Origin of the sequence: Octadecabacter sp. R77987 (assembly GCF_042466115.1) — a bacterium.
In the GTDB taxonomy this organism is placed as follows: Bacteria; Pseudomonadota; Alphaproteobacteria; order Rhodobacterales; family Rhodobacteraceae; genus SW4.
Window position 1 is genome coordinate 3,103,663 of the sequence record NZ_JAXHBQ010000001.1, and the last position, 26,053, is coordinate 3,129,715.

Here is a 26,053-nt window from a genome sequence, read left to right on the forward strand (position 1 = left end):
CAGAAATCCCTGTTTTGTGTCCAGAAGTAGACCCCTCAGTCGGGACCACTCTAGCAACGTAAGGAAAATCAATGCAATAGAAGGATGGTGGGCGACCCTGGAATCGAACCAGGCGTGCGTCTCCGCGAGGGAGTTACAGTCCCCTGCCACACCTTGCGGCCTGTCGCCCACTGGCGGGCGGGATACCCTTGGGCGTGCGAGGCGTCAATACGCAAATGATTGAAATCGTGACAAAGGGCGGGTGGATTGAAATCCACCTTACCGTGACGCTCCGTAAGGTGGGTCTTGACCCACGCCCCGACAAGCCGGCTGGTTTTTCCGCCAGATGTCGATTAGGTGCGATGCAACAGGAGACACGCAATGAAAAAGCCAAAGTGGGTTGTTGAAAAAGAACGGGACAAGCGCGCGGCGGCGGCCGAAACGATCTGGCTGTTCGGGCTGCATGCGGTGCGTGACGCGCTGTTGAATCCGAACCGCGAAAAACTGCGCCTGATCACCACGCTGAACGCGCTGGGCAAGCTGGAAGATGCAGTCGCCGCCGCTGGCATGACGCCTGAAATGGCCGATCCGCGCAAGTTTTCCGCCCCGCTTGATCCGCAATCGGTGCATCAGGGCGCCGCGCTTGAAGTCAAGCCGCTGAACTGGGGATCATTGGAAGAACGCTGTGTTGGCGGGCCTGATGGTGTGGCCCCGCGCGTTGTGTTGTTGGACCGTGTCACCGACCCCCATAACGTTGGCGCAATCCTGCGCTCGGCCGAAGTGTTTGGTGCGCGCGCCGTCATTTCCATGCAGCGCCATGCAGCCCCCGAAACCGGTGCCCTTGCGAAAACCGCCAGTGGTGCGCTGGAACGCCAGCCCTATCTGCGGGTGCGCAATCTGGCGGACGCGATGGAAACGCTGAAATCCATGGGCTATCTTGTGCTGGGCCTTGATGGTGAGGCGGATCGCGACATCAACGCCGCCCTTGCAGGCAAGCGCGACCGCGCGGTTGCGCTGGTGCTGGGTGCCGAAGGGCCGGGTTTGCGCGACAAGACCAAGGAAACATGTGATGCCTTGGTGCGAATTGACGCAGCGGGCGGATTTGGGTCGCTCAATGTCTCGAATGCTGCCGCCGTGGCCCTATATGCCTCAAGGGATGCATAGGAGGACCGATTGCGCAAAATTGCGACCTGTTGTTTTTGCGGCACCCGTGCAGCGTTGGTGCTGGCGGGAACAGAACGCCACGAGCTGTCCTGTTCCAGCTGTGGTGCGCCGTTGCACGACCTGAAAATGTTACCGATCCGCCCGGAGCAGGCCCCTGCATCGGCGGCACCTGTCGCCCGTGCCAAGCCGGTGAAACGTGGCAAACCAACCCCAGGCGATCGCCGGAAGACTGCGAAAAAACCCAAGAAACGCAAGAGTTTGGCGCGCAAGGCCATGTCCGAGCTGTGGGACATCGTCGACGACATATTTGATTGAAACATTTGCCCACGGCGCGTCACATGTATGTCAGGGGGCTTTTGCCAAGCGCCACTTGCACGCATTTTAGGGGCAACCTGACCAACCGGAGTGTTTCCCCATGCTGACCCGCCGTTCGCTTTTGGCCTTTGCTGCCCTGACCCCTGCCGCTGCGCTTCTGGCCCCCACCGCCATGGCCGCAACACCTGAAACCTTTGCCGAAGGCGGGCTGGCCATTCGCGGCACCGACCCGGTCGCCTATTTCGACGGCAACGGCCCCGTGGCCGGATCACCTGATCATCAACTGATGTGGAAGGGCGCCACATGGCAGTTTGCAAGCGCGGCAAATCGCGCCGCATTCGAGGCCAATCCGATGGCCTATGCGCCGCAGTATGGCGGCTATTGCGCCTTTGCCATGTCGCGCGGCTATATTGCCAGCACCGACCCCGAGGCTTGGACTCTGCACGATGGTAAACTCTATCTGAACTATTCGGTGTCCGTGCGGTCGCGCTGGTTGCCCGACATTGCCGAGAACATCGCGCTGGCCGATGCGAACTGGCCTGCCGCGCTGGATGCCTGAGAAAGATCGCGCGCTTTAACGGGCTGTTCACAATTATCTTACATCCTCTTTTAAGTGGCCGCTCAGCCCCTAAATCAAGGATCAGAGGCACGCAGCTGGAACCTGCTGCTTCATTTCACTGTCCCTCGTTCCATACCTGGCGCCCGGATCCCCTTCCGGGCGCTTTTTTCTTGGGCTAGGCTGCGCATATGACCTATTCCGACGATCTGATCATTGATGTGCTGACCCGTGTGAAAACCATCGCCGTGGTGGGGTTTTCCGGCAATCCAGACCGCCCCAGCCACCGCGTTGCGAAATTCCTGCAATCAAGGGGCTATCGTATCGTGCCGGTAAATCCCGGTCTGGCGGGGCAGACCCAGCTGGGCGAAACGGTTTACGCCACGCTGGCCGATATCCCGTTCGATGTGGATATGGTCGATGTCTTTCGCCAATCCGCCGCAGTGGCGGGGATCGTTGATGCCGCTTTGGCGCGCTGGCCCGATCTGGATGTGATCTGGACCCAGTTGGACGTGCGCGATGATGCGGCGGCCGCAACGGCGCAGGCGCGCGGTGTGACGGTGATCCAGAACCGCTGCCCCGCAATCGAAATCCCGCGCCTGATGCCGGACGCGGGCGTTTGAGCGCGCTGGTCTGGCTGGTCGCGCTTGGCGCGATATTCGCAGTCGGATCGGAACTGTGGTTCTACAAAGTTGCCCTGAACTCCGAACTGGGCGTGCTGTTGCTGGCCTATGGGCTAAGCGCATTGACGATGACGGCCGTCTTGACGCGCTGGCCACCGCGCGACATCTGGGGCGTTTATCTGGGCGGTGCGCTGTTTGGCTTTCTGGTTGAAGGGATCGTTGTGCCAACGGTCTATGTGCTGTTCCCGTTCCAGATGATCTGGACGCCGCTGGCATGGCATGCGCTGCTGACGGTGCTGGTGGGCTGGTGGGTTTACCGGCGCGTGATGGCGCGCGGGCTTTGGTGGCAGGGGGCGGCGCTGAACCTGTGTATCGGGGTATTCATTGGCCTGTGGGGCGCTTATCTGTGGAATGCGGATGAAAGCGGTTCCGAACTGGTCTGGACCTGGCAACCGACCCGCGCCTTTGCCGTGCAAATGGGGGCAGGGCTGGGGGCCTTTGTTGGCGCGCATCTGCTGTTGGATGTCGCGGCGCGCTGGCCTGCGCGCATGCCCGCCTGGGTGATCTGGGCCTTGGGCGGGTTGGTCACGCTGGTGTTTTGCACCGCATGGTTGCCTGCGTATTTTCCGGTGTCACTTGCGCTGCCCGTGGTGATCGCTGTGACGCTGTGGGCACTGGCGCGCGGGCAGGGCGATGGCGCGTGGTTTGGCGCGGCAATGGCGCTACAGGTGCCACGGGCGCGCTATCTTTGGGCGCTGTTGATCTGGGGTGGCGCGGTCGGCGCGTATCATCTGATCGCCACACTGCGGTTGCCGCTTGAAATGAACCTGCCGGTCGCGGGCATCACGGTGCCTGTGTCGCTGGTGATGTGGCTTTATGGCCTGTGGCGCGGGCTGCGGGTCGGTTAGGGGGCGCTGCCCCCGTCTGCGACTCCCTCGGAGGTATTTTTGAACAAAAGAAGTTAGGGGCGTGCGGCCTTTTCGGCGATTCCGCTTTGGGATTGGCGTTTGGCGAGTTCGGCCTCGATCTCGGCCAGTGTCACACCACGCGCCGCACACATGACCAGCAGGTGATACAGCGCATCCGCTGCCTCGGATGTCAGCGCAGCGCGGTCGCCCTTGACGGCTTCGATGATTGCCTCCACGGCCTCTTCGCCAAACTTTTCGGCCGCCTTTTCGGGCTCGGCCAACAGACGCGCTGTCCAGCTGGTTTCCGGGTCCGCGCCCTTGCGGGCAAGAATCGTGGCGGCAAGGTCGGTCAGGCTCATGTCATCCTCATCGGAATTCCGGCGGCGGCCATGTGGGCCTTGGCCTGTGCGATCGTGTAGGTGCCAAAGTGAAAGATCGAGGCGGCAAGAACGGCGGATGCACCGCCCTCGGTCACACCTTCCACAAGGTGGTCAAGGGTGCCGACACCGCCCGAAGCAATCACGGGGATATGCACCGCATCGGACACAGCGCGCGTCAGGGCGATGTTGAACCCAGCCTTGGTGCCATCCCGATCCATCGAGGTCAGCAGGATTTCCCCCGCGCCCCGTTCAGCGACCGTGCGGGCAAATGCGACCGCGTCGATACCCGTGGCCTTGCGCCCGCCGTGGGTAAAGATTTCCCACTTGCCGGGCGCCACGGTCTTGGCGTCAATCGCGCAGACAATGCATTGCGATCCAAAGCGTAGGGCCGCTTCGGTGATCACATTCGGGTCGGCCACGGCGGCTGAATTGAAACTGACTTTGTCGGCCCCTGCCAGCAGCAGATCACGCACATCGTGATGGGTGCGCACGCCGCCGCCAATCGTCAGCGGCATAAAGCAGTGTTCCGCCGTGCGCGTGGCCAGATCGAACATCGTGCCACGGTTTTCATGGGTCGCCTTGATGTCGAGAAAGCACAATTCGTCCGCACCGGCGGCATCATAGGCCTTGGCCTGTTCGACAGGGTCGCCTGCATCAATCAGATCGACGAAATTGACACCTTTGACGGTGCGCCCTTCGGCGACATCAAGACAGGGAATGATGCGGGTCTTTAACATATCAGCGGTTTAGCCGCCCCGCGCGCCCGTGGCAATCAGGCGTGACGCGTGCGCCACTCGGTTATGGCGCAGATCAGCGACATGATGACCGCGTAAAGGATGCCGGCCGCCGTGCCGAGCAGGAACATTGGCAGGCTGAGGTTGGCAAGGTTGGCGGGGATCACGGTGCAGTTGGAATAGCCGTAAAGCATGTTGCCCTGACAGGTGCCGATTGCAGTGATCACAAAGGCGAAAATCGCCCCCAGAATGACAAACCACGCAATCGCGCTGATCCGCAGGGTGCGCGCAACCCGCGGGTTCCTGGCCCAATGGGACAGCGCAAGGAACGCGCCGCACACAAGGCCCAGTGGCACGTAGAGGGTAAGGGCAATAATAACGAGTTCAGACATGAATTTCTCCTTGAACGAGGTTCACATAGTAAATTATTGAACAATGTTCAAGCTTTTTCAAGCAATCAACCGCGTTTCCTGCACACTCAGGGTCGGGCGCGCGGTGCCCCCCCATGACGCAGGCGCTGTGCGCAGTTCGGGGAACAGATCCAGCACTTCGGCGCGTGCCTGATCCGAAAGCGCGGATTTGCTCAGTTGCCCTAGATGCAGGCTTTCGCTTTGCAGCCCGCTGGTTGTCAGAATGTGGTGCTGGTCCAGCCCCAGATGGATGTAATGTGCGGTGCCGCCTCCGGCATCGCGCAGGATCGTGTGATCGTTCACCAACCCCTTGGCGGGGGCCAGAACCTCGTCTTCGCCAAACAGCAGTTGTGCGTGCCAGCCAGACAGCAGGATGCGGTGCTGTGGTGACACGCGCATGTCGCGCGCAGGCACGCCCGGCGCAAAGGCGTGGGCGCGGATCAGGATCGGCGCAAGATCGGGGGCAGGGGCGTGCAACGTGGTTTGCGTTACCATGGTCAGAGGCTGGGGCCCGTGATCGGCTGTCAGCACCAGATCGCCACGTGCCAGCGTTGTGATGTCGCGCGGGCCAAAGGGTGTGTCGATCAGGGTGTCGGGCGTAAAGCACAAGATCACCCCGTCATCGAAGGTGATCACGCCCACGTCCTCGTTGACATGGTTGGTTTCGGTGTCGGCTGATTGTTCTTCTTGCAGCCACAGATCTACGTTGGTTGACCCGTTGCCGCCCGCGATCATCACATTGGCCGCATCGCCGCCGTTCATGGTCTGCGTATCGGCCACCGAAATCGGCGTGCTGAAGGTGCCGCCAAGGCCGACAGTGTCGGTGTTTTCGTCCAAGCCCCCTTGCACGATTGCGCCAATCCCGCCTTCGATCGCGATGAAACCGACAGTTTCGGCGGCGTGGTTGTCGGCCTCGGCTTCTTCTTCCTGCAAGGACACGGTGAACCCGCTGTTGGTGATGTTCCACGCATCGCTATCAACCGAGGTCGTGTCGTTGTTGGACATCACCGAGGTCAGCACCACAGGCGGGTCGGTATAGGTGCCCGCAAGGCTGACACTGGAATTGGCAGACGTGGCGCTGGTGGTGCCCGCCTCGATCACGCGGCCATCGGGCAGGGTGTGCACGCCTTCCTCGATTGCCAGAAAATTGATGGTTTCCGTGGCGGGGTGGGGCCCGTCCAGATACTCCCATTCTTCAATGATAAAAGTGAATCCGGTCGCATCACCATTCACATCCGTCTGGATGTCGGTGACACGCAGGTTATAGGCATTGCCACCACTGTTGGTTCCCGTGAGGACGATTACGGGATCGGTCAGCGCCTGATCAAATGTCACGGTAATCGGCGCATTCTCGGTCGGAGAATTCGTCGTGATACTACCGGCTTCGCCAATGGCCATTCTGGCCTCCAGAAACAATAACTACTGATTGTTTCCTAAATGGCGATTGGGCCGTGTTCGGGGAAAGATCGCGACCATTTCGCCGCGTCTGTGTCAGGATCGGGGCAGATTAGCTGCGCAAGGCCGCCAGTGCCGCGCCCAGATCAATCGCCCCGTCATAAAGCGCGCGGCCCGATATGGCACCTGCGATCACGCCGGTATCGCGCAGGGCCGTCAGGTCGGCCATGGATGACACGCCACCCGATGCGATCACGGGGATGTCCACGGCGCGGGCCAAGGCCTCGGTTGCGGTGATGTTGGGGCCTTTCATCGCGCCATCACGCATGATGTCCGTGTAGATGATCGCCGCGACGCCTGCATCCTCGAATGATCTGGCAAGATCAGTCACTTGCACATCGGTTTCCTCGGCCCAGCCTTTGGTTGCGACGAATCCATTGCGCGCATCTATGCCCACGGCAACCTGACCGGGGAAGGCGGCGGCGGCCTGCCGCACCAGAGCGGGGTTTTCCACGGCCACGGTCCCAAGAATCACGCGGGCCAATCCGCGTGTCAGCCAGCGTTCGATTGTCGCCATGTCGCGAATGCCGCCGCCCAGTTGCACAGGCACGGGGCAGGCGGCCAGAATCGCCTCGACAGGGGCGGCGTTCACGGGTTCACCGGCAAAGGCGCCATTCAAATCGACCAGATGCAGCCATTCACAGCCCGCATCGACAAATTCACGCGCTTGCGCGGCCGGATCGTCATTGAACACGGTCGTCTGGTCCATATCCCCGTGGATCAGGCGCACGGCCTGCCCGTCTTTGAGGTCAATCGCGGGGTAGAGGATCATTGGCGCGGGCCTTTCGTGTGCGTTTGGCGCGTTTATGCACGCTACGTCACCGGATGCAACGCGACCCAACGTTAGACTTGCGTGGAATCGCTTGCGCGGCGCAATGTCACCCCAGTTCTTTGGGAGGAGACCAAGATGAAGAAGATGATCCTCGGCATGGTTGCCGCAATTGCAATGGCAGGTGCTGCATCTGCCGACCCGCTTGAAGGGATGTGGCGCACCGTGCCGGACGACAACGGCAATAGCGGCCTGATTCAGGTGGCCCCTTGCGGGTCTGCCCTGTGCGGCACCCTGATCCGCGCGTTTGATGCCAATGGCGCGGAAATGTCCTCGCCCAATGTGGGCCGCCAGATCATTTCCGAAACGGTGCCATCGGGTGGTGGCGAATACCGTGGCAAGGTCTGGGCACCGGACCGTGACAAGACCTACAACTCGCGCTTGCAGCTGAATGGCGACACGCTGTCGGTGTCGGGCTGCGTGCTGGGGATTTGCCGCGATGGCGGCACATGGATTCGCCAGTAAGCCATTGACCTGAAATGCAAAAGCCCGCGCTTGTTTGATCAGGCGCGGGTTTTTCTATGGCCGCCATGTCAAGAAATTGGCGATCATCCGCAGGCCCGCGCTTTGGCTTTTTTCCGGGTGGAACTGCGCGCCGATGATGTTGTCACGCCCGACGATCGCCGTGACATCGCCGCCATAATCACAATGGGCAAGGCGCTGGGCGGGGTCGGTCACGGTCATTGCGTAGGAATGCACGAAATAGGCGTGATCGCCTGTTGTGATCCCGTTCAGCACCGGATGGGCGGTATCAATCACCAGATCGTTCCAGCCCATATGCGGCACGGGTAGGGCAGGATCATCGGGCGTGATCTTGTCGATTGTGCCGCCGATCCAGCCAAAACCGGGGGTGTCTTGGTATTCATGGCCCGTTTCGGCCAGCATCTGCATCCCCACACAAATCCCGAAAAACGGCACGGCGCGGGTTTCCACGGCCTCGATAATGGCCTCGGCCAGCCCTGAAATTCCGTGCAGTTCGCCGTGGCAGTGGGGAAAGGCCCCGTCACCGGGCAGCACGATCCGGTCGGCCTGTGCGATCACCTCGGGCAGGCCCGACACGATGACATGCCCGCCATCCACCTCGCGCGCCATGCGTTCAAACGCCTTTTGCGCGGAATGCAGATTGCCGGAGTCGTAATCTACGAGAACGGTTTTCATAGTTTGAACTGCCTATCCAATGTTACGTTCGGCGGCACGCCGGACAGCGCCCGTCCCTCCCCACGGGAGGGCGCTTTGCACGCACCCAGGGTCAGGCGCAGTCCTGAGTATCTAAAGCGCGCCCTTGGTCGATGGAATCGCATCTGCCTTGCGCGGATCAACCTCGACGGCCACGCGCAACGCCCGCGCGACAGCCTTGAACGCAGCCTCGGCGATGTGGTGGCTGTTGAACCCGTGCAAACGATCAATGTGTAGCGTGATGCCGCCGTGGGTTGCCAGTGCCTGAAAGAACTCCTGCACCAGTTCCGTATCGAAACTGCCGATCTTGGCCGTGGGCAGGTCCAGATTGCAGATCAGAAAGGGGCGCGCGGACAGATCAAGCGCGCAGCGCACCTGCGCGTCATCCATCGCCAGATGACATTCGCCGTAACGCCGTATTCCCTTTTTGTCGCCCAGGGCCTGCGCCAAGGCCTGACCCAGCGCAATGCCCACATCCTCGACGGTGTGGTGATCGTCAATGTGTAGATCGCCTTGCGCCCGCGCGGTGATATCAATCAGCGAGTGACGCGACAGCTGATCCAGCATGTGATCAAAGAACCCCACGCCAGTCTGGCAATCATAAGTGCCGGTCCCGTCAAGGTTCACTTCGACGCTGATATTCGTCTCGGCCGTTTTGCGGCTGATTTTTGCGGTCCGCATGGGATCCTCCGTGGTCGTTTCATGCGCTTATAGGCGCGGCAACGCACCGCGCCAAGGCATCAGATTTCGCGATTGAACCCCTGTGTCGTGCATGCCAGCCTTGCGCCGATAAGGATTGGACGAAAGACGCGCCCCATGGCCCTTGAAAACGGTTTCCACGATGTGCCCGCGGGCAAGATCGCGATGGTTGTGACGCACCTTGAGATGTGCGCCCGCCCCGCACCGCGTGACGTGGCACAGGTGGACGGGTTGGACCTGCGCCGCGTGCAAAGCCCTGATCTGGCGTGGTATCGTGCGCTGTTCCGCCGTGTGGGCGCCGATGACTGGCTGTGGTTTTCGCGCCTTGTGATGGCGGACGACGCCCTGACCGCGATCCTGCAAAGCCCCGATGTGCATGTCTATGCGCTGACGCAGGATGGCGCGGACATGGGCCTGCTGGAGCTGGATTACCGCACAGCGGGCGCATGCGAGCTGGCCTATTTCGGACTTGATCCGGCGCTGATCGGGCAGGGGGCCGGGCGCTGGCTGATGGAGCGCGCCACAGCATTGGCATGGGATGCGGATATCGCCCGCTTTCATGTGCACACCTGTTCGATTGATCACCATGCCGCCCTTGGGTTTTACATCCGCAGCGGGTTCACGGCCACGCGCCGCCAGATTGAAGTCGCCGATGATCCGCGCCTGATTGGCGTGCTGCCCGCCGATGCCGGTGCGCATGTGCCGTTGATCGGGGATGATGCATGATCCGCCACACGGTTTTCTTCACGGCACGCGATCCGGCGGATCGTGACACGGTTTTCGCGGGTCTTGATATCCTGCGCGCCAATCCGCATGCGTTGAAACTGCACGTCGGGCGCAATTTGCAGACCGATGACATCCCCGGCCCAAAGGTTGATTTCGTAGTCTACGGTGAATTTGCGGACGCCGCCCAGATGGCGGCCTTCAAGGCGCACCCGCTTTATGCGGAATCGATCCGTATTGTGCGCCCCCTGCGCGACCTGCGGGTGTCAGCGGATGTTTTGATCAATGACGACGGGGTCTAGCACGAAAGCGCGCCAGCCGCTGTCACGTGCCATAGGGGCGCACGTCATCGGCGCTTAGCGCATAGGCGATATCGGCCAGTTGTGTCGATGTCGATGCGGTTCCGAACATGCCCGTGACAGTCACAGCTTCAAAGAGTCCCGAACTTTCGTAGGGCGTGGCGGTGGTCACAAATACCAGCTGGTTGGCCGGTGGTGGGGGAACGTGCACGCAGGCCCCCACATATGGCACCAATATGAATGCGCTGACGCCCGTGCCGGAGTAATCAATCGGCACGATGAATCCCGGCAAGCTGACGACAAGACCGTTCCAATCGGTGCGCACGCCACTGGATTGTGGTTGGGCGCTGGACATCTGTGCAGTTTCGTCGTGATCAAGCAGACCCTGTAGCGCAGGCGGGATCGCGTTTTGCCCGTCCGGCAACAAGTCACGCCATTGCAGGCTGATCACATCCTCGGCAATGGCTGCCCGCGGGATCAGCCCAAGCGCGCCCAGACCGGCAAGCACCGCACGGCGATCAGGCCCTGAAATTACCATATATAGATTTCCATGAATTCCGCTTCCAGCGCATAGCCTGTTTCGGCGACCTCGGTCGTTTGGATTTCGTGTCGCATCCGGCCCGTGACCCAGACGGCATCCCACAGGTTGTCTGACGGCCAGGGTGTGATCGCTGTGACAAACACCAGTTGGTTCGGCGGTGGCGGAGGCGTGTGGATACACGCGCCCATGTAGGGCACCAGCACAAAGCTGGTCACGCCCGCAGCGGTCAGTTCAAGCGGGATGATGAAACCGGGCATCTTGATATAGGCCCCGTCAAGGTCGGGGTTCAGCTTGGTTGCGTTTGAATCGAACAGCGGCCGCCAGATATCATTGCGTTCGTCCATCACGCCTTCGCCGATGATTTCCGAATAGGGAACTCCCGGCGGGATCAGATCGTCCCAGGTGATTTCGGTCGCGGTATTGGCCAAGGCAAAGCGGGGCAAGGCAACACCGGCGGCTGCGAGTGCAAGCAGTTTTCTGCGCGCATAGTTCATGTCTTGAACCTCGTTGGCCTAGATTTTGACCATCATACCATCAGCAAGGGATAATCTGTAAGCGCGGATTGCGGGAACCATGCTCACGATTGCGCCAGCAAGAACGACGCCAAGCAACACCCAGACCTCGCGCATGCTGGGCGCATCTATGGGCAGCCACAGACCAAAGGCGCTGTCGATCAGCGGTTGCGCGACCCACAGGCCAAGATAAAGCATCGCCAACCCGATCAGCGCGCCAAGGGCGGCCATCATCGCGGCCTCAAGCACCAGCAAGCCCAGAACGACCCGTGGCCTTGCCCCCATCGCCCGAAAGATCGCCATTTCGCGGCGCCGTTCGTTGAGGCTGGAAAAGATCGTCGCCATCATGCCGATCATGGCCGTGACAATCACCATGGCAGAGACAGCAATCAGCGCGGTTTCCGCGATCCCGACGATCTGCCAAAGTTCCTGCAGCGCCACGCCCGGCAGAATGGCCAGCAGCGGTTCGGCGGGATATTCGTTGATCGCGCGCTGCAGGTTGAAAACGCGCAAGCGGCTTTTGACGCCGACAAGGGCGGCGGTGATGGCTTGCGGTTGCAGGTCCATCTGGCGGATTTCATCCGCCGGGGTGGATTGACCGGGGATCTGCGCCCCGCTTTGCCAGTCCACATGGATCGCCTCGATCGCTTCAAGGCTGACAATGACGGTGCGATCCACCGGCGTTCCCGTTTTCGCCAGAATGCCCGAAACCCGAAACGGCTGGTCTTCGTGTTCGGCAAAAGAGGCAAGCCCGTGCGCCACGACAATCGGATCGCCGACGCGATAGCCCAATGTTTCGGCCACATCCGCGCCGATGGTCGCATCAAACAGATCGTCCATGAGCGCACCGTCCTGCACAGCCAGTGACTGTCCCGACCGGTATTTGTAGCGCGCAAAAAATTCTGCTGTTGTCCCCATCACCCGAAACTGGCGATGACTGTCCCCAAGCGAGATCGGCACGATCCAGTCAACCTCGTCGCGGGCGGCGATGTCCTGATAGCTTTGCCAGGTCAGGTTGTTCGTCGCATTGCCGATGCGAAAGACGGAATAAAGCAGCAGTTGCACCGAACCAGAACGCGCCCCGACGATCAGGTCCGTCCCTGAAATCGTGTCGGCAAAACTGGCTTTCGCGCCTGTGCGGACCTTTTCAACCCCAAGGAACAACATGACGGACAGGGCGATTGCCAGCACCGTCATCGCAACCGTCAACGACCGTGCCAAAAGCGATCCAAAGGCCAGACGAAGGATCATGGGGCGTCACGCGCGGTTTGGGAAATGTCAGCCATATGGATGACGCGGTCGAACTGCTTTGCCAGGCGCGCATCATGACTGACCATCAACAATGCCGTGTTATGCGCCTTTGATTGGGCGAACAACAGTTCCAGAAACGTGGCTTGTGTTGCTGCATCCAGTGACGAGGTTGGTTCATCCGCAACGATCAAAGGCGGCGTTCCGATCAAGGCGCGGGCGGCGGCGACACGCTGTTGTTGCCCGACGCTCAGCGTGCCGGCCTTTCGCCGCATGACATCGTCGGGCAGGCCAAGGTCACGGCACAGGCGTTCGGCCTCGGCATTGGGTGCGGTCACGCGTTTTGCGCGCTGCGGCGCAAACCGGAGCGGCAACAGGATATTATCGCGCACACTGGCGAAAGGTAGCAGGTTAAACTGTTGAAAAATCAGCCCGATCTGTTCTGCGCGAAAGCGGTCACGATTGCCCGATGACAAGGCCGAGATATCTGTCCCGTCGACGTTGACCGAACCCGATTGCGCCAGCACCGTGCCGCAAATCAACGACAAGAGCGTCGATTTCCCCGATCCGCTTTCCCCAAGCAACAGAACCGTTTCGCCGGGTGACAGGCGCAAGTCAGGCACCGTCAACGCAAACGAGTCCCGCCCCGGCCAGCAGTAACTGACATCGCGTATCGCAAGAATATGGGCCGGTTTGGTCAAGTACGCCCCGCCTATTGCAAATCGCTTAGGTCAAGTGTCGGCGTATCGCGCGCAACTTCAAGTGCCATCGCACCTGCATCAGAAATGACCTGAACGTCGATCTCGCGCGCATTCGGGAATGCCGCAAAGTAGGCGAACGAAATCGCACTCGCGGCGGCGACATTTTCGCAGTTCAGCAGATATTCGGCGTGAAATTCGGTATGGCCTGCGTCCTGCGCGTGATCGTCATGACCATCGTGATCGTGTTCATCTGCGTGATCGTGTTCATCTGCGTGATCTTCATGGTCATCGCCGTGGCCTTCGCTTTCCAGTTCGACGTTTGCGGTGACAACCGTGCATTGCGCGGCGTCTGGTAGGGCGAACAAATCCAAAGGACGGGCCAGGACCAGCAAGGCGGCGTCAACTTTGGCTACGTCATCCGCGCTTTGGGCCGCATATTCAAACCCGACGATATCCGCGCCGGGCGCATGCAATTCCATCGCGATCTGTGTGCCATCGAATGCTATGTCAAGCTGCCCAACCCCGTGTTCGTGACTGCCCATCTGCCGCATTTCTTGGGCAAAGGCTGGTGTGACAAGGGTCGATAACGCGAGGAAAGACAAAAGTTTCATTTTCGTGGTCCTGATCAATATGGGGCAATGCTCAGGCTTGGCAGCCTTGGCACACCCCGTGGATTTCGATGATGTGGCGTGTTGCATTGAAGTGCGAGTGCGCCGAAATGGCGGAAAGTTCGGGCAAGAGCGGCGTTCCATCGTGTTCTTCCACGCCCCCGCAGTCTTCGCAGATTTCCAGCACGGGAACGGCGGCATGGTGGTCACATCGACACGGGACAAATGACTTGATCGATTCCAGCCGGTGCGCCCGTCCCTGATCTGTCAAAGCCGCCAGCGCGCGATATACCGTAGGTGCCGCCAGATCAGGTTCGTCCTGCTTCATCTGATCCAGGATCGCATAGGCGGTCATGGGCTTGTCATGGTCGTTCAATACACTCAAGACATCAGACTGTCGTATCGCCGCTTGCTTGCGCATGTCGCTCACCTTTCCTTGATTTGAAGAAGTGTTATTTTATAAAGTAACAAATGCCAAGCCAATTTCGCAACACCCGATCAAGTCGCGCCAAGATACGCCGATTTCGTTGATTTGGTGGGTGTGATGCGGCAAACAAAAAGGTCGCCCGAAGGCGACCGTTTGCATGTCTTTGTCAAGACTGGCGAAACTGGAGCGGGCGATGAGATTCGAACTCACGACCCTAACCTTGGCAAGGTTATGCTCTACCCCTGAGCTACGCCCGCACCCGTTTCGGTGTGGCTGATCTATATTTGCACGCGGGCCACCGCAAGACCCTATTTCGAATTTTGCGCGACTTTTTGCGCCACGTGTCGCCGCTTTCTTTGGCGCAGCAGGTTCAGCCCCTCGACTGCGCCCGCGAAAACCATCGCCGCGTAAATAAAGCCGCGTTCCACATGGGCGTGGAACCCGTCTGCAACCAGCGCCATCCCGACCATGACCAGAAAAGCCAATGCCAGCATCTTGGTGCTGGGGTGGGATTCGACGAAATTGGCGATGGGTGTTGCGGCCACCATCATGACGACAATGGCAATTACAACTGCGGCGATCATCACCTCAAGGTGGTCGGCGATGCCCACGGCCGTGATCACGCTGTCAAACGAAAACACCAGATCAAGGATCATGATTTGCGCAACAACGGACAGCAAGGTAGCCGCGACGACACGTTCCTGTGCGGTGTGCAGGTCTTCGCCCTCGACTTCGTTGAATATCTCGGTGCTGGCCTTGTAGATCAGGAACAATCCGCCGGCGATCAGGATGATATCGCGCCACGACACAACCCAATCGACAACGGTAAAGGCCGGGGCGGTCAGCCCGATGATCCATGTGATCGAAAACAACAGAGCGATGCGCAGCACCAGCGCGCCCATCAACCCGTAAAACCGCGCGGTCTTGCGCTTTTCCTTGGGCAGTTTTGATGCGGCGATCGAAATAAAGATCACGTTATCAACGCCCAAGACGATTTCAAGAAGCGTCAGCGTCGCAAATGACGCCCAGACAGCGGGATCGGAAAGTAGGTCAGTCATGTGGATGCCCCAAGGTTTGCGCAGTATCTATCTACGCGTCGGGCGCTTACAAGGGCTCGCTGTCCGGCAGGGCATCAGCGCCGGTGAAAACCCGCGCATCCGGACCGACGTCTTGGGAATGGGCGACAACCCCGCCTGCCGCCAAAAGCAGTAGGCCATAGGCGCCCGGTTCATCCACCGAAATCGTGGAATCATGGCTGCGCAAGTCCAGCGGGGCCTGATGGCAGGTGCTTTTGAACAGGGTAAAGGGCACACCGCCCGCATTGCCGGAAATCGTGCGATGCACGTGGCCGCAGAACAGATGGGCGCGGTGAGCGGCCAGCAGTCCCAGCATGTCCGCCGCGCCGTGCAGGATGCGAATACCATCCATCCCCGGCAGGCCGATATCCATCGGCGGGTGATGGGAAAATACCAGCGGCACGCGCCCGTCTGCGCCCGCCAGCGCCTCGCGCAGAAACGCCAGACGCGTGGCGCAAAGTTCGCCTGCATGGGCGCGATGCCCCGTCAGCCCGTTGCGCGTATCCAACGTGATCAAGCGGTGCGCGCCAATATCCGTCACCGCCTGCACAAACCCGCCCGCATCCGGTGCATCGCCAAAGGCCACGCGAAACGCGGCCCGCTCATCGTGATTGCCGATCATCGGGATCACCGGGACCGTCACATCGCGCAGGACGTCCGCCAGCCGCGCATATTCGCTGGCCTTGCCCGAATGGGTCAGATCGCCCATCAGCACCAGCGCCGCCGCATCCCCGTGGTCGTGCAAGGCGTGATCCAGCACACTGCGCAGACGCGCCAGCGGATCAAGGCCGATGATCGTCTCGCTCGCGCTGCGGATATGCAGATCGGTCAGGACAAGAACCTTGTGCATGGTCATTTCCAGCCCTCCGGCACCGGATTTTCGGACAAGAGCGATGCGAAATACGCCGCCTCGTCTTGCGACATCCCGGTCACCATCGCCGGATCGTCCAGCGCGAAACCCAAGAAGTCGTCGCCTTGCTGGGCCGCAAGCATATTCGGAACAAGCAAGGCAAGCGAAAGCAGCATCGCGCGGATCATTGGCTGCACCTTTCAAACGTTTGCCGCACTATCAACGCAAGTCGCCGCAAGGGGCAACCCTCAGGGTTTGGTGGCAAACTGGATCAGGTCCCAGCGCTTGCCATCGCCCAGATCGGTGTCCTCGAGCAGTTCCCAGCCCATGATGTCGACAAAAAACGCGATCCCTGCGTCATAGTCGGGCACGAGGAGCGAAAGGAGGGCGAGGTGCATGTTCGGATGCTGACACACTTAACCTTTCTTTGCCATTGCCCAAGGGCAATGTCAGCGCCCGAACCGCCCCCACGGGGCGGGCGATTCCCGCCCACCCCTCGGTTTGGACGCGGTGCCAGGATTTAGCCTAAGCGATTGAAAAAAATGTTGATTCGCCGCCAAGACCTGGCTGCGGGCATTGGCCGAATAGTGCGTGCATTGGACGAAACCTAGTTCGGAAACAGACTTGGGCACCAACAAAGGAGTAAGTCCAATGACCGAAGAAAGTTTCCTCCTGCAACTGGTTGCAGAATTCACACAAGGAGCAACCGCCGATCAACTATTTCACAGGTATTGGCCGCGCATTCACACGTTCGAATGGGTAAGCAACGAAAACTCGCTGAAACTACTTTTGAGCGAGGCAAAACAGATTGCCGAAGATGGCGATCCACTTGCCTAGTCCCATCACTCCAACTCGACCAACAAATCCTTGGCATCAATTTGCCCGCCCGCGTTCACATGCACCGCCTTGACCACCGCGTCGCGTTCGGCGTGGATGCCGGTTTCCATTTTCATCGCCTCGATCGTCAGCAGCAGGTCGCCTTTCTTGACCTCTTTGCCGACCACAGCCGCAACGCTGGCCACCACACCGGGCATCGGCGCGCCGATGTGGTTGTCGTTGCCGGCCTCGGCCTTGGGGCGCTGCGCGGTTGTGGCTTTGACCAGACGGTTGGGCACGCGGATCGTGCGCGGCTGGCCGTTCAGTTCAAAGAACACTTTCACCTCGCCATCCTCGTTGGTCTCCGACATGGCTTGCAGGCGGATTTCCAGCGTCTTGCCGGGGTCAATCTCGGCGGTGATTTCCTCGCCCGCTTCCATCCCGTAAAAGAACGTCCGGGTGGGTAGGGTGCGCACGGGCCCATAGGTTTCGTGGCGCGCGGCGTAATCGGTGAACACCTTGGGATACATCAGATATCCGTTCAGGTCCTCGTCATCAAAACTGGTTTCGGGGAATTTTGCCGCCAGTTCGCGGCGCGCGGCATCCAGATCGGCGGGGGGCAGGTGTTTGCCGGGCCGGTCCAGATTTGGCTTTTCGCCTTTCAGCACCTTTTTGACGATTCCCGCAGGGAACCCGCCGGGAGGCTGGCCCAGATTGCCGCGCATCATGTCAACGACGCTATCGGGAAAGGCCACATCAACGGCGGGGTCTTCGACCTGCGCGCGGGTCAACCCTTGGGCCACCATCATCAGGGCCATGTCACCGACCACTTTGGACGAAGGCGTGACCTTGACGATATCGCCGAACATCCGGTTCACGTCCGCATAGGTCTGCGCGACCTCGTGCCAGCGTTCTTCCAGCCCCAGACTGCGCGCCTGCGCCTTGAGATTGGTAAACTGCCCGCCGGGCATTTCGTGCAGGTAAACTTCGGAGGCAGGCGCCTGCAGGCCGCTCTCAAACGCGGCGTAATGGCCACGCACCTGTTCGAAATAGTTGGAAATCTCGCGGATCGCGCCGATATCAAGGCCGGTGTCACGGTCGCTGAATTTCAGGGATTCCACGATTGACCCAAGCGTGGGTTGCGATGTGTTGCCCGAAAAGCTGTCCATCGCCGCATCGACGCAATCCACGCCCGCAGCCGAGGCGGCAAGCACCGTGGAAATTGCCGCGCCGCTGGTGTCATGGGTGTGGAAATGGATCGGCAGGCCGACCTCGTTTTTCAGCGCCGTGATCAGCGCCGTGGCCGTGCCTGATTTCATCAATCCGGCCATATCCTTGAGGCCCAGCACATGCGCGCCGGCCTTTTCCATCTCCTTGGCCATGCCGACATAGTATTTCAGGTCATATTTGGACCGGTCCGGGTCCAGCATATCGCCGGTATAGCAGATCGTGCCTTCGCAGACCTTGTTGGCGTCAACCACCGCGTCCATCGCCACGCGCATGTTTTCCACCCAGTTGAGGCTGTCAAACACGCGGAACACATCCACGCCGCTGGCCGCCGCCTGCCGCACAAATTCCTGCACGACGTTGTCGGGATAGTTGGTGTAGCCCACACCGTTGCTGGCGCGCAGCAGCATCTGCGTCATGATGTTGGGCATCTTTTCGCGGATGTCGCGCAGGCGCTGCCACGGGCATTCCTGCAAGAACCGGTAGGCCACATCAAAGGTCGCGCCGCCCCAGCATTCCACGCTGAACAGCTGGTGCATATTGGCGGCATAGGTGGGGGCGACGCGGATCATGTCGATACTGCGCATCCGCGTGGCCAGCAGCGATTGATGCCCGTCCCGCATGGTCGTATCGGTGATCAGCAGTTGCTTTTGTTCCCGCATCCAGTCGGCCACAGCTTCGGGGCCGAACTGGTCCAGAATTTGCCGTGTGCCGGGGGTGGTGTTTTCCACGTAAGGCACGGGCGCTTTTGGCAATTTCAGGTCTGCGTGGGGCAGGGTGCGTCCTGCGGTTTCAGGATGCCCGTTCACTGAAATATCCGCCACATAGGTCAGGATTTTCGTCGCGCGGTCGCGGCGTTTCTTGAAATCGAACAGCGCTGGCGTCTCGTCGATGAATTTGGTGTGGTATTCGTTATTCAGAAACGTCGGGTGTTTGAGCAGGTTTTCCACAAAGGCGATATTGGTGCTGACGCCGCGAATACGGAATTCACGCAGGGCGCGGTCCATGCGGGCAATCGCCGCCTCGGGTGTGGGTGCCCATGCGGTCACCTTGGTCAGCAGGCTGTCGTAATAGCGCGTGATCACCGCGCCGCTATAGGCCGTGCCACCATCAAGGCGGATACCCATGCCCGTGGCACTGCGATACATCTGGATACGGCCATAATCGGGGATGAAATTGTTGCTGGGGTCTTCGGTCGTCACACGACACTGCAGTGCGTGACCGTCCAGTTTCACGTCATATTGCGATGCGGCGCCTGTGGCCTCGATTAGGGATTTTCCTTCGGCGATCAGGATTTGCGCACGCACGATGTCGATACCTGTCACTTCCTCGGTGACGGTATGTTCCACCTGCACGCGGGGGTTCACTTCGATGAAATAAAACTCACCGCTGTCCATATCCATCAGGAATTCGACGGTGCCAGCGCATTCGTAATTCACATGCTGGCAGATTTTCTTGCCCAGATTACAGATCGTCTCGCGCTGGGTTTCGCTAAGGTAGGGCGCGGGTGCGCGTTCGACGACCTTTTGGTTGCGCCGCTGGACCGAACAATCGCGTTCATACAGGTGGTAAATCTCGCCGTGGCTGTCGCCAAGGATTTGCACCTCCACGTGGCGGGCGCGCATGATCATCTTTTCCAGATAACCCTCGCCGTTGCCGAATGCGGCTTCGGCTTCGCGCCGCCCTTCCAGCACTTTTTCTTCAAGCTCGTCCTCGGACATGATCGGGCGCATGCCCCGTCCGCCACCGCCCCATGACGCCTTGAGCATCAGCGGATAGCCCACTTCGGCCGCCTCTTTCTTGATCGCGGCCATGTCGTCGCCTAGCACTTCGGTCGCGGGGATCACCGGCACGCCGGCCTCGATCGCCACACGGCGCGCGCTGGCCTTGTCACCCAACTGGCGCATGGTTTTCGCCTTGGGGCCGATAAAGGTGATCCCGGCGGCCGTGCAGGCATCAACGAAATCGGGGTTTTCCGACAGCAAACCATAGCCGGGGTGGATCGCGTCCGCGCCTGACATTTTCGCAACGCGGATGATTTCGTCAATCGACAGATAGGCGGCGACCGGCCCCAGCCCTTCACCAATGCGATAGGCCTCGTCCGACTTGAAGCGGTGCAGGCCCAGTTTGTCCTCCTCGGCGAAAACGGCGACCGTTTTCTTGCCCATCTCGTTGGCGGCGCGCATTACGCGAATGGCAATCTCGCCACGGTTGGCAATCAGGATTTTCTGGAAGTCGGTCACGGCAGTCCCCCGGCTTATTGTGCAGTTGCAGCATTTATGAAGGTTTTGTGGCGCGTGTAAACAGGAACTTCGCAGGGACTGTTACCGCTAACAATCCGTATCTACGGCCCGCGCGGGCAAGTCAGCCAAATCCGCAGCACCAATTTGGTGCATGTTGGCGACCATATCCGCGCGCAAGAGATCGACCAGATGCGCGGGGCCATCAGCACCCAAAGCCCCCAAGGCATAATGCCACGCCCGCCCCAGCATCACGAAATCCGCGCCCATCGCCAGCGCGCGCATGATGTCCAGGCCACCCGCGATCCCGCTGTCCATGATCAGCGGCAGGCTGGTCGCGGCGCGGATCGCGGGCAGGGCAGTGATCGTGGCGGGAGCGCCGTCAAATTGCCGCCCCGCGTGGTTGGAGACCCACAGCGCATCAACGCCCGTGTCCGCCAGCCGCGCCGCATCATCGGCGTTCAGCACGCCCTTGACGATCAGCTTGCCATCCCATGCATCGCGCAGCGTGCGCAGGTAGTCCCAATCGGGCGAGGTGCGCAGCAAATACCCCACATGGGCGTTCGAGGGCAGGGTGCCGGATTTGGCCAAGTCACCCGCATAGCCGTCAATCAACCGCATCCGTGGCATGCCCATACGCGCGGTCCCAAGCGCCCAAACCGGACAGCGTGCAACCTGCGCCAACAGGCGCGGCGTCAGGCGGGGCGGCTGCACCAACCCGCCACGCGTCTGGCGTTCGCGCCGGGACGGGGCAGGAACATCGACCGTTAGCACCAGCGTGTCAAAGCCGCTATTGCGGGCGCGGTGCAGCATATCCGCGCGGACATCGGGATCACGCGGCGGGTAGATCTGGAACCAGCCACGCCCATCCACATGCGGTCCGACAGTTTCGGGTGTCTGTGTCGCCACGGTCGACAGGGCATAGGGCAGGCCCGCATCGGTGGCCGCACGCGCCAGAAGGCGTTCGGCATCCGGCCAGATCAGCCCCGACATGCCCACAGGTGCGACACCGAACGGCAGTGGATATTCGCGGCCCAGAAATGTGGTGGCGGTGTCGGGCGTCAATTCGCCATGCAGGATCGAGGGGCGCAAGCGCACATTGTCCAGTGCGGCACGGTTGCGCTGCGGCACAGTTTCCGCACCGGTTGCACTGTCCAGATATTCCCACACAAAAAGCGGAATCCGGCGGCGCGCGGCGCGCTTCAGATCGCTGATCGCGGGGTATCTGCCAAAAAGATCAACCAAGGATCAGATGTCCCGCAAGCCCCAACGCCACGCCTGCAACCGCGCCAATTGCCGGCCCGTTGGCGCGTTCCAGCCGCACCTGTGGTGCGATGTCCTGAAACATCAGATACAGAATTGCGCCCGCGGCGAACAGCATCATCACGCCCAAGGTTATCCCGTCACGGGCCAGCATCGTATAGCCCAAGACCGCCCCCACAGGACCGATCAGAGCAAGGACGCAAAAGGTGATCAGCACCCGTTTGCCCGCGTCAGGTGCGGCGGCGATGCGTTCGCGGTAGGCGTTGAACCCCTCGGGCAGGTTTTGTAGTGCGATCAACAGCGCGAGCAGCACCGCCGATCCGCCCCCGCCCGCCGTGTAAAGCGCACCCAGCGCGATCACTTCGGGCAGAAAATCGGCCAGCATGGCGATGAACTGCCCCGCTTGCCCGCCCGATCTGGTGATGATCCGATCAACCAGCGCCATCACGCCGCCGCCCGCCAGCAAGATCAGCGGCGCGCTCCACGCAGGCACCGCCGCTGCGCCGTCAGGGATCAGCACAAAGGCGACTGCTGCCAACAACGCGCCCGCGCCAAAGGCTATGACCGTGTGGCGAAATTCGTCCTCAAGCCACGCCGGACGCAGGTTTTCCATCCGCGCCAAGACCGCGCCCAGCGGGATCATCCCGCCTGCAATGGCCGATAGGATCAACAGTTGAATCATGGCAGCAGGCTAGCCATTGCGCCGCTTTGCGCAAGGTGTGAACAGAGGGCGAACATTGGCTTTTCTTGCGCGCGCCCTTGCGCTAGATTGCCCGACATGAGCAGTTTTTCCGATGATGACGCCTTTGAGGCCGCCGCAATTCCCCTGTCACAACGGGCAATGGCCCGACCGGCGGCCCCCTATCTGGACGGGTTGAACCCCGCCCAAAGCGAGGCCGTGCAGACATTAAACGGCCCCGTTCTGATGCTGGCAGGGGCTGGCACCGGCAAGACCAAAGCGCTGACATGCCGGATCGCGCATCTGCTGACGACCGCCACCGCGCGGCCCAACGAAATCCTTGCGGTGACATTCACCAACAAGGCCGCGCGCGAGATGAAAAACCGCGTCGGCGCCCTGCTGGGCGAGGCCGTGGAGGGCATGCCTTGGCTGGGCACCTTCCACTCGATCTGCGCCAAACTGCTGCGCCGCCACGCGGAACTGGTCGGGTTGAAAAGCAATTTCACCATTCTGGACAGCGACGACCAGCTGCGCTTGCTGAAACAGTTGGTGCGGGCGGAAAACATCGACGACAAACGCTGGCCCGCGCGGATGCTGGCGGGGATCATCGACAGTTGGAAAAACAAGGCATGGACGCCCGACAAGGTGGCCGTCGCCGAAAGCAGTGCCTATGACGGCAAAGGTGTGCAGATTTATGCGGCCTATCAGGCCCGTCTGAAAACCCTTAACGCCTGCGATTTCGGCGACCTGCTGCTGCATGTGGTGACGATTTTCCAGACCCGCGAGGATGTGCTGCAACAGTATCAACGCTGGTTCAAATACATCCTTGTGGACGAATATCAGGATACCAACGTGGCCCAATATCTGTGGCTGCGCCTTCTGGCGGGTGGGCACAAGAACATCTGTTGCGTGGGGGATGACGACCAGTCGATCTATGGCTGGCGCGGGGCCGAAGTGGGCAATATCCTGCGGTTTGAAAAGGATTTTCCCGGCGCGCATGTGGTCCGGCTGGAGCAGAACTACCGCTCCACGGGGCATATCCTTGGTGCGGCTGGCGGGGTGATTGCTGCCAACAAGGGCCGCCTTGGCAAGACGTTGTGGACAGCAGCCAAGAAGGGATTTCCGGTCAATTTAATTGGCTATTGGGACGGAGAAGAAGAAGCGCGCTCGGTAGGAGACGAAATTGAAGGACTTCAAAGCGGTAGCTCGCGTTTTGCAAAGGAAAGAGAAAACCCGCGAACAGAGCAAATAAAGGAGGAAGTTGAACGCCTTGGTGATCAGGATGTTTTCCGAGGTCTTAACAGCGTTAGTCAGTTAATTGATCGCCTGAATGAAAACGCGAGCGTCCTTGCAAGTGAAGAACGAAGAGACCTGCTTTGGGAATTGGCCAGCCGGCGCGAAGAAGGGCTTTCGCTCGAACCTGCTTTTCAGAAGTTTGGCTTGGATGAAATTGCTATCCTCGTGCGTGCTAGCCACCAGATGCGCGCCTTCGAGGACCGGTTCCTGACAATCGGACTGCCCTATCGCGTGATCGGCGGCCCACGGTTTTACGAACGGCTCGAAATTCGCGATGCGATGGCCTATTTCCGGCTGGCCGTGTCACAGGACGATGATCTGGCCTTTGAACGTATCGTCAACACCCCCAAACGGGGCTTGGGTGACAAGGCCGTGCAGACGATCCAGGTGACCGCGCGCGCGAATGGCGTGAACCTTGTTGATGGCGCGCGCATTTGCGTCGAAGGCGGGCTGATCAAAGGCAAAGGCGGCGCGGCGCTGGGCGAACTGGTGCAGGGGTTGGATCGCTGGCACCGTCAAGTGCGCGATGAGGCCGACACCCACGTCGAACTGGCCGAGATGATTTTGGACGAATCCGGCTACACCGGCTTTTGGCAAGCCGACAAAACACCCGAAGCACCGGGGCGGCTCGAGAACCTCAAGGAACTGGTCAAAGCCTTGGAAAACTTCGAAAATCTGCAAGGATTCCTCGAACACGTCAGCCTGATCATGGACAACGAAACCGAAGAACAAGGCGAGAAAGTCAGCATCATGACGCTGCACGCCGCCAAGGGTCTGGAATTCCCTGCCGTGTTCCTGCCGGGGTGGGAAGACGGGCTGTTTCCCAGCCAACGCAGCATGGATGAAAGCGGGCTGAAAGGGCTGGAGGAGGAACGCCGCCTTGCCTATGTGGGTATTACGCGGGCCGAAGAAATCTGCACCATTTCATTCGCCGCCAACCGCCGCGTCTATGGTCAGTGGCAATCCGCGCTGCCTAGCCGTTTCATTGATGAATTGCCCGAAGAACACGTTGATGTCCTGACTCCGCCGGGCCTTTATGGCGGCGGATACGGGGCCGCAGCGCCTGTGCAATCGCACCTGCATGACCGCGCCGCGAGCGCGAATGTCTATAATTCACCCGGCTGGAAACGCCTGCAGGAACGCGGCCAGAACCGCAGCCAACCCGCGCCGCGCGGCGTCACGATTGATCTGGACGCGGTGGCTTCATTTACGGTCGGCGACCGCGTGTTCCACCAGAAATTCGGCTACGGCGAAATCATGGCGATTGACACCGACAAGCTTGAAATCGAATTTGACCGCGCTGGCACCAAAAAGGTCGTCGCGCGATTTATCGTTGCGGCCGACAAGGCAGATGATGTGCCGTTCTAGGGGGGCGCATGCACACCACCAACTACCAAAACACCTTTATCGAACCGTCAGAAGATTGCACCGCGAAGGGGCGTGTGCCGGACAAGGCGGGAACCGTTGCTGCGCTTCAGTTCCAGATGCTGAATGATGCGCCATATGCCTTGACCAGCGATGATCTGCTGGTCGCGGTTACAGCCATGCGGCGCGACATCCCCAAGGATGAACACGAAGCCCTGCACGCCGAGCTTTTTAGCAAAGGCCAGCCCTGTCTGCGCGCTTCGGCCTTGGTGAAAACATATGGCTGGGCTGTGCACCATGACGGGCAGGGGCGTGTCGCGCTCGTTGCCCCTGATAGCCCTGTGTATCAGCCGTTTCTGGATGATCCGACGGTGACCAAGGTCAAAGGCATGCGTTCAACCCGCAAATAGGCCTGTCAGCCCCAAGCCCGCGATGGCTGCAAAAAGGGACCATTGCGGCATCAGCAGGAACGACTGTTTTTTCCACGTGACCAGCAGCAGGCTCCACAGGCAAAACAACGTTGCGATCACGACCCACATCACGGCCAGCCCTGATTGGGTCGGGTCATATGCGGGCCAGATTAGCCCCGCGCACATGGCGATCAGTGTGATCGACACAAGGTGCCAGCAATAATAATTGGTGTATTTCGCAACGGAATGCATATCGCGCGAAGCCAGTAAGGGGGCGGCAATTTCGCGCCCTCCGGCGATGATGTGGATCAGCGCGGTGATGCCAGCGGCAATGCCTGCGCCAAACAGCCAGAAATTAGCGATCCCACCCATCGTCACACCCTTTGCTTTTGCACCAAATTGCCGAAGTTCCGCGCAGGGCGCAACTTTTTCGCCAAGTGCCCCATTTCTGCCAAATTCGCCGTATTATTTACAATATGGAAACAATCACCCAGAATCCCCTTCATGGATTTGTAAGGGACACGGGTGCACAATGACCAAAAAA

The 26,053-nt window shown here is 60.2% G+C and carries 32 protein-coding genes and 2 tRNA genes; 11 read left to right on the forward strand and 23 right to left on the reverse strand.

The genetic code is table 11. The features are described from left to right. Positions 1–85: 85 nt before the first annotated feature. A tRNA-Tyr gene (locus tag SJY21_RS15700) sits at positions 86–169 on the reverse strand. Between the two features lie 191 nt (positions 170–360). On the opposite strand from SJY21_RS15700, the gene rlmB reads away from it, so the two are divergent. From rlmB to SJY21_RS15725, 5 genes are all read left to right on the forward strand, one after another. Continuing rightward, positions 361–1,143 (forward strand): 23S rRNA (guanosine(2251)-2'-O)-methyltransferase RlmB, encoded by a 783-nt coding sequence (gene rlmB / locus SJY21_RS15705; protein WP_377512861.1) that lies wholly within the window; start codon positions 361–363, stop codon positions 1,141–1,143. 9 nt (positions 1,144–1,152) lie between these two features. Further along, complete coding sequence (locus tag SJY21_RS15710) at positions 1,153–1,458, forward strand: hypothetical protein (RefSeq protein ID WP_377512863.1); 306 nt, start codon at positions 1,153–1,155, stop codon at positions 1,456–1,458. A 100-nt stretch (positions 1,459–1,558) separates the two neighbouring features. Continuing rightward, positions 1,559–2,017, forward strand: coding sequence for a YHS domain-containing (seleno)protein (locus SJY21_RS15715; protein ID WP_377512865.1), 459 nt, complete (start codon positions 1,559–1,561; stop codon positions 2,015–2,017). A 188-nt stretch (positions 2,018–2,205) separates the two neighbouring features. Then, a complete protein-coding gene (locus tag SJY21_RS15720; RefSeq protein ID WP_377512867.1) occupies positions 2,206–2,637 on the forward strand; it encodes a CoA-binding protein in 432 nt (143 codons plus the stop codon). Then, complete coding sequence (locus SJY21_RS15725; RefSeq protein WP_377512869.1) at positions 2,634–3,545, forward strand: hypothetical protein; 912 nt, start codon at positions 2,634–2,636, stop codon at positions 3,543–3,545. The genes SJY21_RS15720 and SJY21_RS15725 overlap by 4 nt, the downstream gene beginning before the upstream one ends. Positions 3,546–3,598: 53 nt before the next feature. Here SJY21_RS15725 and SJY21_RS15730 read toward each other — a convergent pair whose 3' ends face one another. From SJY21_RS15730 to hisA, 5 genes are all read right to left on the reverse strand, one after another. Next, positions 3,599–3,904 carry a phosphoribosyl-ATP diphosphatase gene (locus SJY21_RS15730; protein ID WP_377512871.1) on the reverse strand — a complete coding sequence of 102 codons (306 nt, stop codon included), beginning with the start codon at positions 3,902–3,904 and terminating at the stop codon, positions 3,599–3,601. After that, a complete protein-coding gene (hisF, locus tag SJY21_RS15735; protein WP_377512873.1) occupies positions 3,901–4,662 on the reverse strand; it encodes an imidazole glycerol phosphate synthase subunit HisF in 762 nt (253 codons plus the stop codon). Before hisF ends, SJY21_RS15730 begins: the two co-directional genes overlap by 4 nt. Before the next feature lie 35 nt (positions 4,663–4,697). Continuing rightward, complete coding sequence (locus SJY21_RS15740) at positions 4,698–5,051, reverse strand: hypothetical protein (RefSeq protein ID WP_377512875.1); 354 nt, start codon at positions 5,049–5,051, stop codon at positions 4,698–4,700. Between the two features lie 57 nt (positions 5,052–5,108). Beyond that, positions 5,109–6,467, reverse strand: a complete 1,359-nt coding sequence (locus SJY21_RS15745) for a Hint domain-containing protein (RefSeq protein WP_377512877.1) — start codon at positions 6,465–6,467, stop codon at positions 5,109–5,111. A gap of 109 nt (positions 6,468–6,576) precedes the next feature. Beyond that, positions 6,577–7,296, reverse strand: a complete 720-nt coding sequence (gene hisA, locus SJY21_RS15750) for a 1-(5-phosphoribosyl)-5-[(5-phosphoribosylamino)methylideneamino]imidazole-4-carboxamide isomerase (RefSeq protein ID WP_377512879.1) — start codon at positions 7,294–7,296, stop codon at positions 6,577–6,579. 135 nt (positions 7,297–7,431) lie between these two features. On the opposite strand from hisA, the gene SJY21_RS15755 reads away from it, so the two are divergent. Then, entirely contained in the window at positions 7,432–7,818 is a 387-nt protein-coding gene (locus SJY21_RS15755) for a DUF2147 domain-containing protein (RefSeq protein WP_377512881.1), read from the forward strand. A 54-nt stretch (positions 7,819–7,872) separates the two neighbouring features. Here the strand turns inward: SJY21_RS15755 and hisH are convergent, their stop codons facing one another. Together hisH and hisB are read right to left on the reverse strand one after the other, a co-directional pair. Then, entirely contained in the window at positions 7,873–8,511 is a 639-nt protein-coding gene (gene hisH, locus SJY21_RS15760) for an imidazole glycerol phosphate synthase subunit HisH (RefSeq protein WP_377512883.1), read from the reverse strand. Between the two features lie 111 nt (positions 8,512–8,622). After that, on the reverse strand, positions 8,623–9,210 hold the full coding sequence (hisB, locus tag SJY21_RS15765) for an imidazoleglycerol-phosphate dehydratase HisB (RefSeq protein ID WP_377512885.1): 588 nt from the start codon (positions 9,208–9,210) through the stop codon (positions 8,623–8,625). 135 nt (positions 9,211–9,345) lie between these two features. On the opposite strand from hisB, the gene SJY21_RS15770 reads away from it, so the two are divergent. Further along, positions 9,346–9,954: a GNAT family N-acetyltransferase gene (locus SJY21_RS15770; RefSeq protein WP_377512887.1), complete on the forward strand. Its 609-nt coding sequence runs from the start codon at positions 9,346–9,348 to the stop codon at positions 9,952–9,954. Beyond that, on the forward strand, positions 9,951–10,253 hold the full coding sequence (locus tag SJY21_RS15775) for a Dabb family protein (protein WP_377512889.1): 303 nt from the start codon (positions 9,951–9,953) through the stop codon (positions 10,251–10,253). The genes SJY21_RS15770 and SJY21_RS15775 overlap by 4 nt, the downstream gene beginning before the upstream one ends. A 22-nt stretch (positions 10,254–10,275) precedes the next feature. Here SJY21_RS15775 and SJY21_RS15780 read toward each other — a convergent pair whose 3' ends face one another. The 11 genes from SJY21_RS15780 to SJY21_RS15830 form a co-directional block, all read right to left on the reverse strand. Next, entirely contained in the window at positions 10,276–10,788 is a 513-nt protein-coding gene (locus tag SJY21_RS15780; RefSeq protein WP_377512891.1) for a DUF3299 domain-containing protein, read from the reverse strand. Next, positions 10,782–11,285, reverse strand: coding sequence for a DUF3299 domain-containing protein (locus tag SJY21_RS15785; protein ID WP_377512893.1), 504 nt, complete (start codon positions 11,283–11,285; stop codon positions 10,782–10,784). Before SJY21_RS15785 ends, SJY21_RS15780 begins: the two co-directional genes overlap by 7 nt. A gap of 18 nt (positions 11,286–11,303) precedes the next feature. Then, on the reverse strand, positions 11,304–12,554 hold the full coding sequence (locus SJY21_RS15790; protein ID WP_377512895.1) for an ABC transporter permease: 1,251 nt from the start codon (positions 12,552–12,554) through the stop codon (positions 11,304–11,306). Further along, entirely contained in the window at positions 12,551–13,252 is a 702-nt protein-coding gene (locus SJY21_RS15795) for an ABC transporter ATP-binding protein (protein WP_377512897.1), read from the reverse strand. The genes SJY21_RS15790 and SJY21_RS15795 overlap by 4 nt, the downstream gene beginning before the upstream one ends. Before the next feature lie 11 nt (positions 13,253–13,263). Next, complete coding sequence (locus SJY21_RS15800) at positions 13,264–13,863, reverse strand: DUF2796 domain-containing protein (RefSeq protein ID WP_377512899.1); 600 nt, start codon at positions 13,861–13,863, stop codon at positions 13,264–13,266. Positions 13,864–13,894: 31 nt separating this feature from the next. Beyond that, the gene (locus SJY21_RS15805; RefSeq protein WP_377512901.1) at positions 13,895–14,281 is read right to left on the reverse strand and encodes a Fur family transcriptional regulator; all 387 of its coding nucleotides are present in this window, start codon (positions 14,279–14,281) and stop codon (positions 13,895–13,897) included. Between the two features lie 188 nt (positions 14,282–14,469). After that, positions 14,470–14,544: transfer RNA gene (locus tag SJY21_RS15810), tRNA-Gly, on the reverse strand. A gap of 51 nt (positions 14,545–14,595) precedes the next feature. Continuing rightward, on the reverse strand, positions 14,596–15,345 hold the full coding sequence (locus SJY21_RS15815) for a TerC family protein (protein WP_377512903.1): 750 nt from the start codon (positions 15,343–15,345) through the stop codon (positions 14,596–14,598). Positions 15,346–15,391: 46 nt separating this feature from the next. Then, entirely contained in the window at positions 15,392–16,213 is an 822-nt protein-coding gene (locus tag SJY21_RS15820; RefSeq protein WP_377512905.1) for a metallophosphoesterase, read from the reverse strand. A gap of 2 nt (positions 16,214–16,215) precedes the next feature. Then, positions 16,216–16,401 carry a hypothetical protein gene (locus SJY21_RS15825; RefSeq protein WP_377512907.1) on the reverse strand — a complete coding sequence of 62 codons (186 nt, stop codon included), beginning with the start codon at positions 16,399–16,401 and terminating at the stop codon, positions 16,216–16,218. Positions 16,402–16,461: 60 nt separating this feature from the next. Beyond that, on the reverse strand, positions 16,462–16,611 hold the full coding sequence (locus SJY21_RS15830; protein WP_377512909.1) for a VOC family protein: 150 nt from the start codon (positions 16,609–16,611) through the stop codon (positions 16,462–16,464). Positions 16,612–16,864: 253 nt separating this feature from the next. Here SJY21_RS15830 and SJY21_RS15835 point away from each other — a divergent pair, with 253 nt between their 5' ends. After that, positions 16,865–17,050, forward strand: a complete 186-nt coding sequence (locus SJY21_RS15835) for a hypothetical protein (protein ID WP_377512911.1) — start codon at positions 16,865–16,867, stop codon at positions 17,048–17,050. Positions 17,051–17,055: 5 nt separating this feature from the next. Here SJY21_RS15835 and SJY21_RS15840 read toward each other — a convergent pair whose 3' ends face one another. The 3 genes from SJY21_RS15840 to SJY21_RS15850 form a co-directional block, all read right to left on the reverse strand. Beyond that, on the reverse strand, positions 17,056–20,499 hold the full coding sequence (locus SJY21_RS15840; RefSeq protein WP_377512913.1) for a pyruvate carboxylase: 3,444 nt from the start codon (positions 20,497–20,499) through the stop codon (positions 17,056–17,058). Positions 20,500–20,586: 87 nt separating this feature from the next. After that, positions 20,587–21,741: an alpha-hydroxy acid oxidase gene (locus SJY21_RS15845; RefSeq protein WP_377512915.1), complete on the reverse strand. Its 1,155-nt coding sequence runs from the start codon at positions 21,739–21,741 to the stop codon at positions 20,587–20,589. Further along, on the reverse strand, positions 21,734–22,441 hold the full coding sequence (locus tag SJY21_RS15850) for a divalent cation transporter (RefSeq protein WP_377512917.1): 708 nt from the start codon (positions 22,439–22,441) through the stop codon (positions 21,734–21,736). The genes SJY21_RS15845 and SJY21_RS15850 overlap by 8 nt, the downstream gene beginning before the upstream one ends. Positions 22,442–22,537: 96 nt before the next feature. Between SJY21_RS15850 and SJY21_RS15855 the strand changes: the two genes are divergently transcribed. Then, entirely contained in the window at positions 22,538–25,102 is a 2,565-nt protein-coding gene (locus SJY21_RS15855; protein ID WP_377512919.1) for an ATP-dependent helicase, read from the forward strand. Positions 25,103–25,110: 8 nt separating this feature from the next. Then, the gene (locus SJY21_RS15860) at positions 25,111–25,509 is read left to right on the forward strand and encodes a DUF6157 family protein (protein ID WP_377512921.1); all 399 of its coding nucleotides are present in this window, start codon (positions 25,111–25,113) and stop codon (positions 25,507–25,509) included. On the opposite strand, the gene SJY21_RS15865 is transcribed toward SJY21_RS15860, so the two are convergent. After that, positions 25,495–25,881: a hypothetical protein gene (locus SJY21_RS15865; protein WP_377512923.1), complete on the reverse strand. Its 387-nt coding sequence runs from the start codon at positions 25,879–25,881 to the stop codon at positions 25,495–25,497. The genes SJY21_RS15860 and SJY21_RS15865 overlap by 15 nt on opposite strands. Positions 25,882–26,053 lie beyond the last annotated feature (172 nt).

Bases quoted from the DNA above. Each gene is read 5' to 3' on its own strand.
- rlmB (WP_377512861.1), top strand. From the start codon at position 361: ATGAAAAAGCCAAAGTGGGTTGTTGAAAAAGAACGGGACAAGCGCGCG.
- SJY21_RS15715 (WP_377512865.1), top strand. From the start codon at position 1,559: ATGCTGACCCGCCGTTCGCTTTTGGCCTTTGCTGCCCTGACCCCTGCC.
- SJY21_RS15720 (WP_377512867.1), top strand. From the start codon at position 2,206: ATGACCTATTCCGACGATCTGATCATTGATGTGCTGACCCGTGTGAAA.
- SJY21_RS15730 (WP_377512871.1), bottom strand. From the start codon at position 3,904: ATGAGCCTGACCGACCTTGCCGCCACGATTCTTGCCCGCAAGGGCGCG.
- hisF (WP_377512873.1), bottom strand. From the start codon at position 4,662: ATGTTAAAGACCCGCATCATTCCCTGTCTTGATGTCGCCGAAGGGCGC.
- SJY21_RS15740 (WP_377512875.1), bottom strand. From the start codon at position 5,051: ATGTCTGAACTCGTTATTATTGCCCTTACCCTCTACGTGCCACTGGGC.
- SJY21_RS15745 (WP_377512877.1), bottom strand. From the start codon at position 6,467: ATGGCCATTGGCGAAGCCGGTAGTATCACGACGAATTCTCCGACCGAG.
- hisA (WP_377512879.1), bottom strand. From the start codon at position 7,296: ATGATCCTCTACCCCGCGATTGACCTCAAAGACGGGCAGGCCGTGCGC.
- SJY21_RS15755 (WP_377512881.1), top strand. From the start codon at position 7,432: ATGAAGAAGATGATCCTCGGCATGGTTGCCGCAATTGCAATGGCAGGT.
- hisH (WP_377512883.1), bottom strand. From the start codon at position 8,511: ATGAAAACCGTTCTCGTAGATTACGACTCCGGCAATCTGCATTCCGCG.
- hisB (WP_377512885.1), bottom strand. From the start codon at position 9,210: ATGCGGACCGCAAAAATCAGCCGCAAAACGGCCGAGACGAATATCAGC.
- SJY21_RS15770 (WP_377512887.1), top strand. From the start codon at position 9,346: ATGGCCCTTGAAAACGGTTTCCACGATGTGCCCGCGGGCAAGATCGCG.
- SJY21_RS15775 (WP_377512889.1), top strand. From the start codon at position 9,951: ATGATCCGCCACACGGTTTTCTTCACGGCACGCGATCCGGCGGATCGT.
- SJY21_RS15780 (WP_377512891.1), bottom strand. From the start codon at position 10,788: ATGGTAATTTCAGGGCCTGATCGCCGTGCGGTGCTTGCCGGTCTGGGC.
- SJY21_RS15785 (WP_377512893.1), bottom strand. From the start codon at position 11,285: ATGAACTATGCGCGCAGAAAACTGCTTGCACTCGCAGCCGCCGGTGTT.
- SJY21_RS15790 (WP_377512895.1), bottom strand. From the start codon at position 12,554: ATGATCCTTCGTCTGGCCTTTGGATCGCTTTTGGCACGGTCGTTGACG.
- SJY21_RS15800 (WP_377512899.1), bottom strand. From the start codon at position 13,863: ATGAAACTTTTGTCTTTCCTCGCGTTATCGACCCTTGTCACACCAGCC.
- SJY21_RS15805 (WP_377512901.1), bottom strand. From the start codon at position 14,281: ATGCGCAAGCAAGCGGCGATACGACAGTCTGATGTCTTGAGTGTATTG.
- SJY21_RS15815 (WP_377512903.1), bottom strand. From the start codon at position 15,345: ATGACTGACCTACTTTCCGATCCCGCTGTCTGGGCGTCATTTGCGACG.
- SJY21_RS15820 (WP_377512905.1), bottom strand. From the start codon at position 16,213: ATGCACAAGGTTCTTGTCCTGACCGATCTGCATATCCGCAGCGCGAGC.
- SJY21_RS15825 (WP_377512907.1), bottom strand. From the start codon at position 16,401: ATGATCCGCGCGATGCTGCTTTCGCTTGCCTTGCTTGTTCCGAATATG.
- SJY21_RS15830 (WP_377512909.1), bottom strand. From the start codon at position 16,611: ATGCACCTCGCCCTCCTTTCGCTCCTCGTGCCCGACTATGACGCAGGG.
- SJY21_RS15835 (WP_377512911.1), top strand. From the start codon at position 16,865: ATGACCGAAGAAAGTTTCCTCCTGCAACTGGTTGCAGAATTCACACAA.
- SJY21_RS15850 (WP_377512917.1), bottom strand. From the start codon at position 22,441: ATGATTCAACTGTTGATCCTATCGGCCATTGCAGGCGGGATGATCCCG.
- SJY21_RS15855 (WP_377512919.1), top strand. From the start codon at position 22,538: ATGAGCAGTTTTTCCGATGATGACGCCTTTGAGGCCGCCGCAATTCCC.
- SJY21_RS15860 (WP_377512921.1), top strand. From the start codon at position 25,111: ATGCACACCACCAACTACCAAAACACCTTTATCGAACCGTCAGAAGAT.
- SJY21_RS15865 (WP_377512923.1), bottom strand. From the start codon at position 25,881: ATGGGTGGGATCGCTAATTTCTGGCTGTTTGGCGCAGGCATTGCCGCT.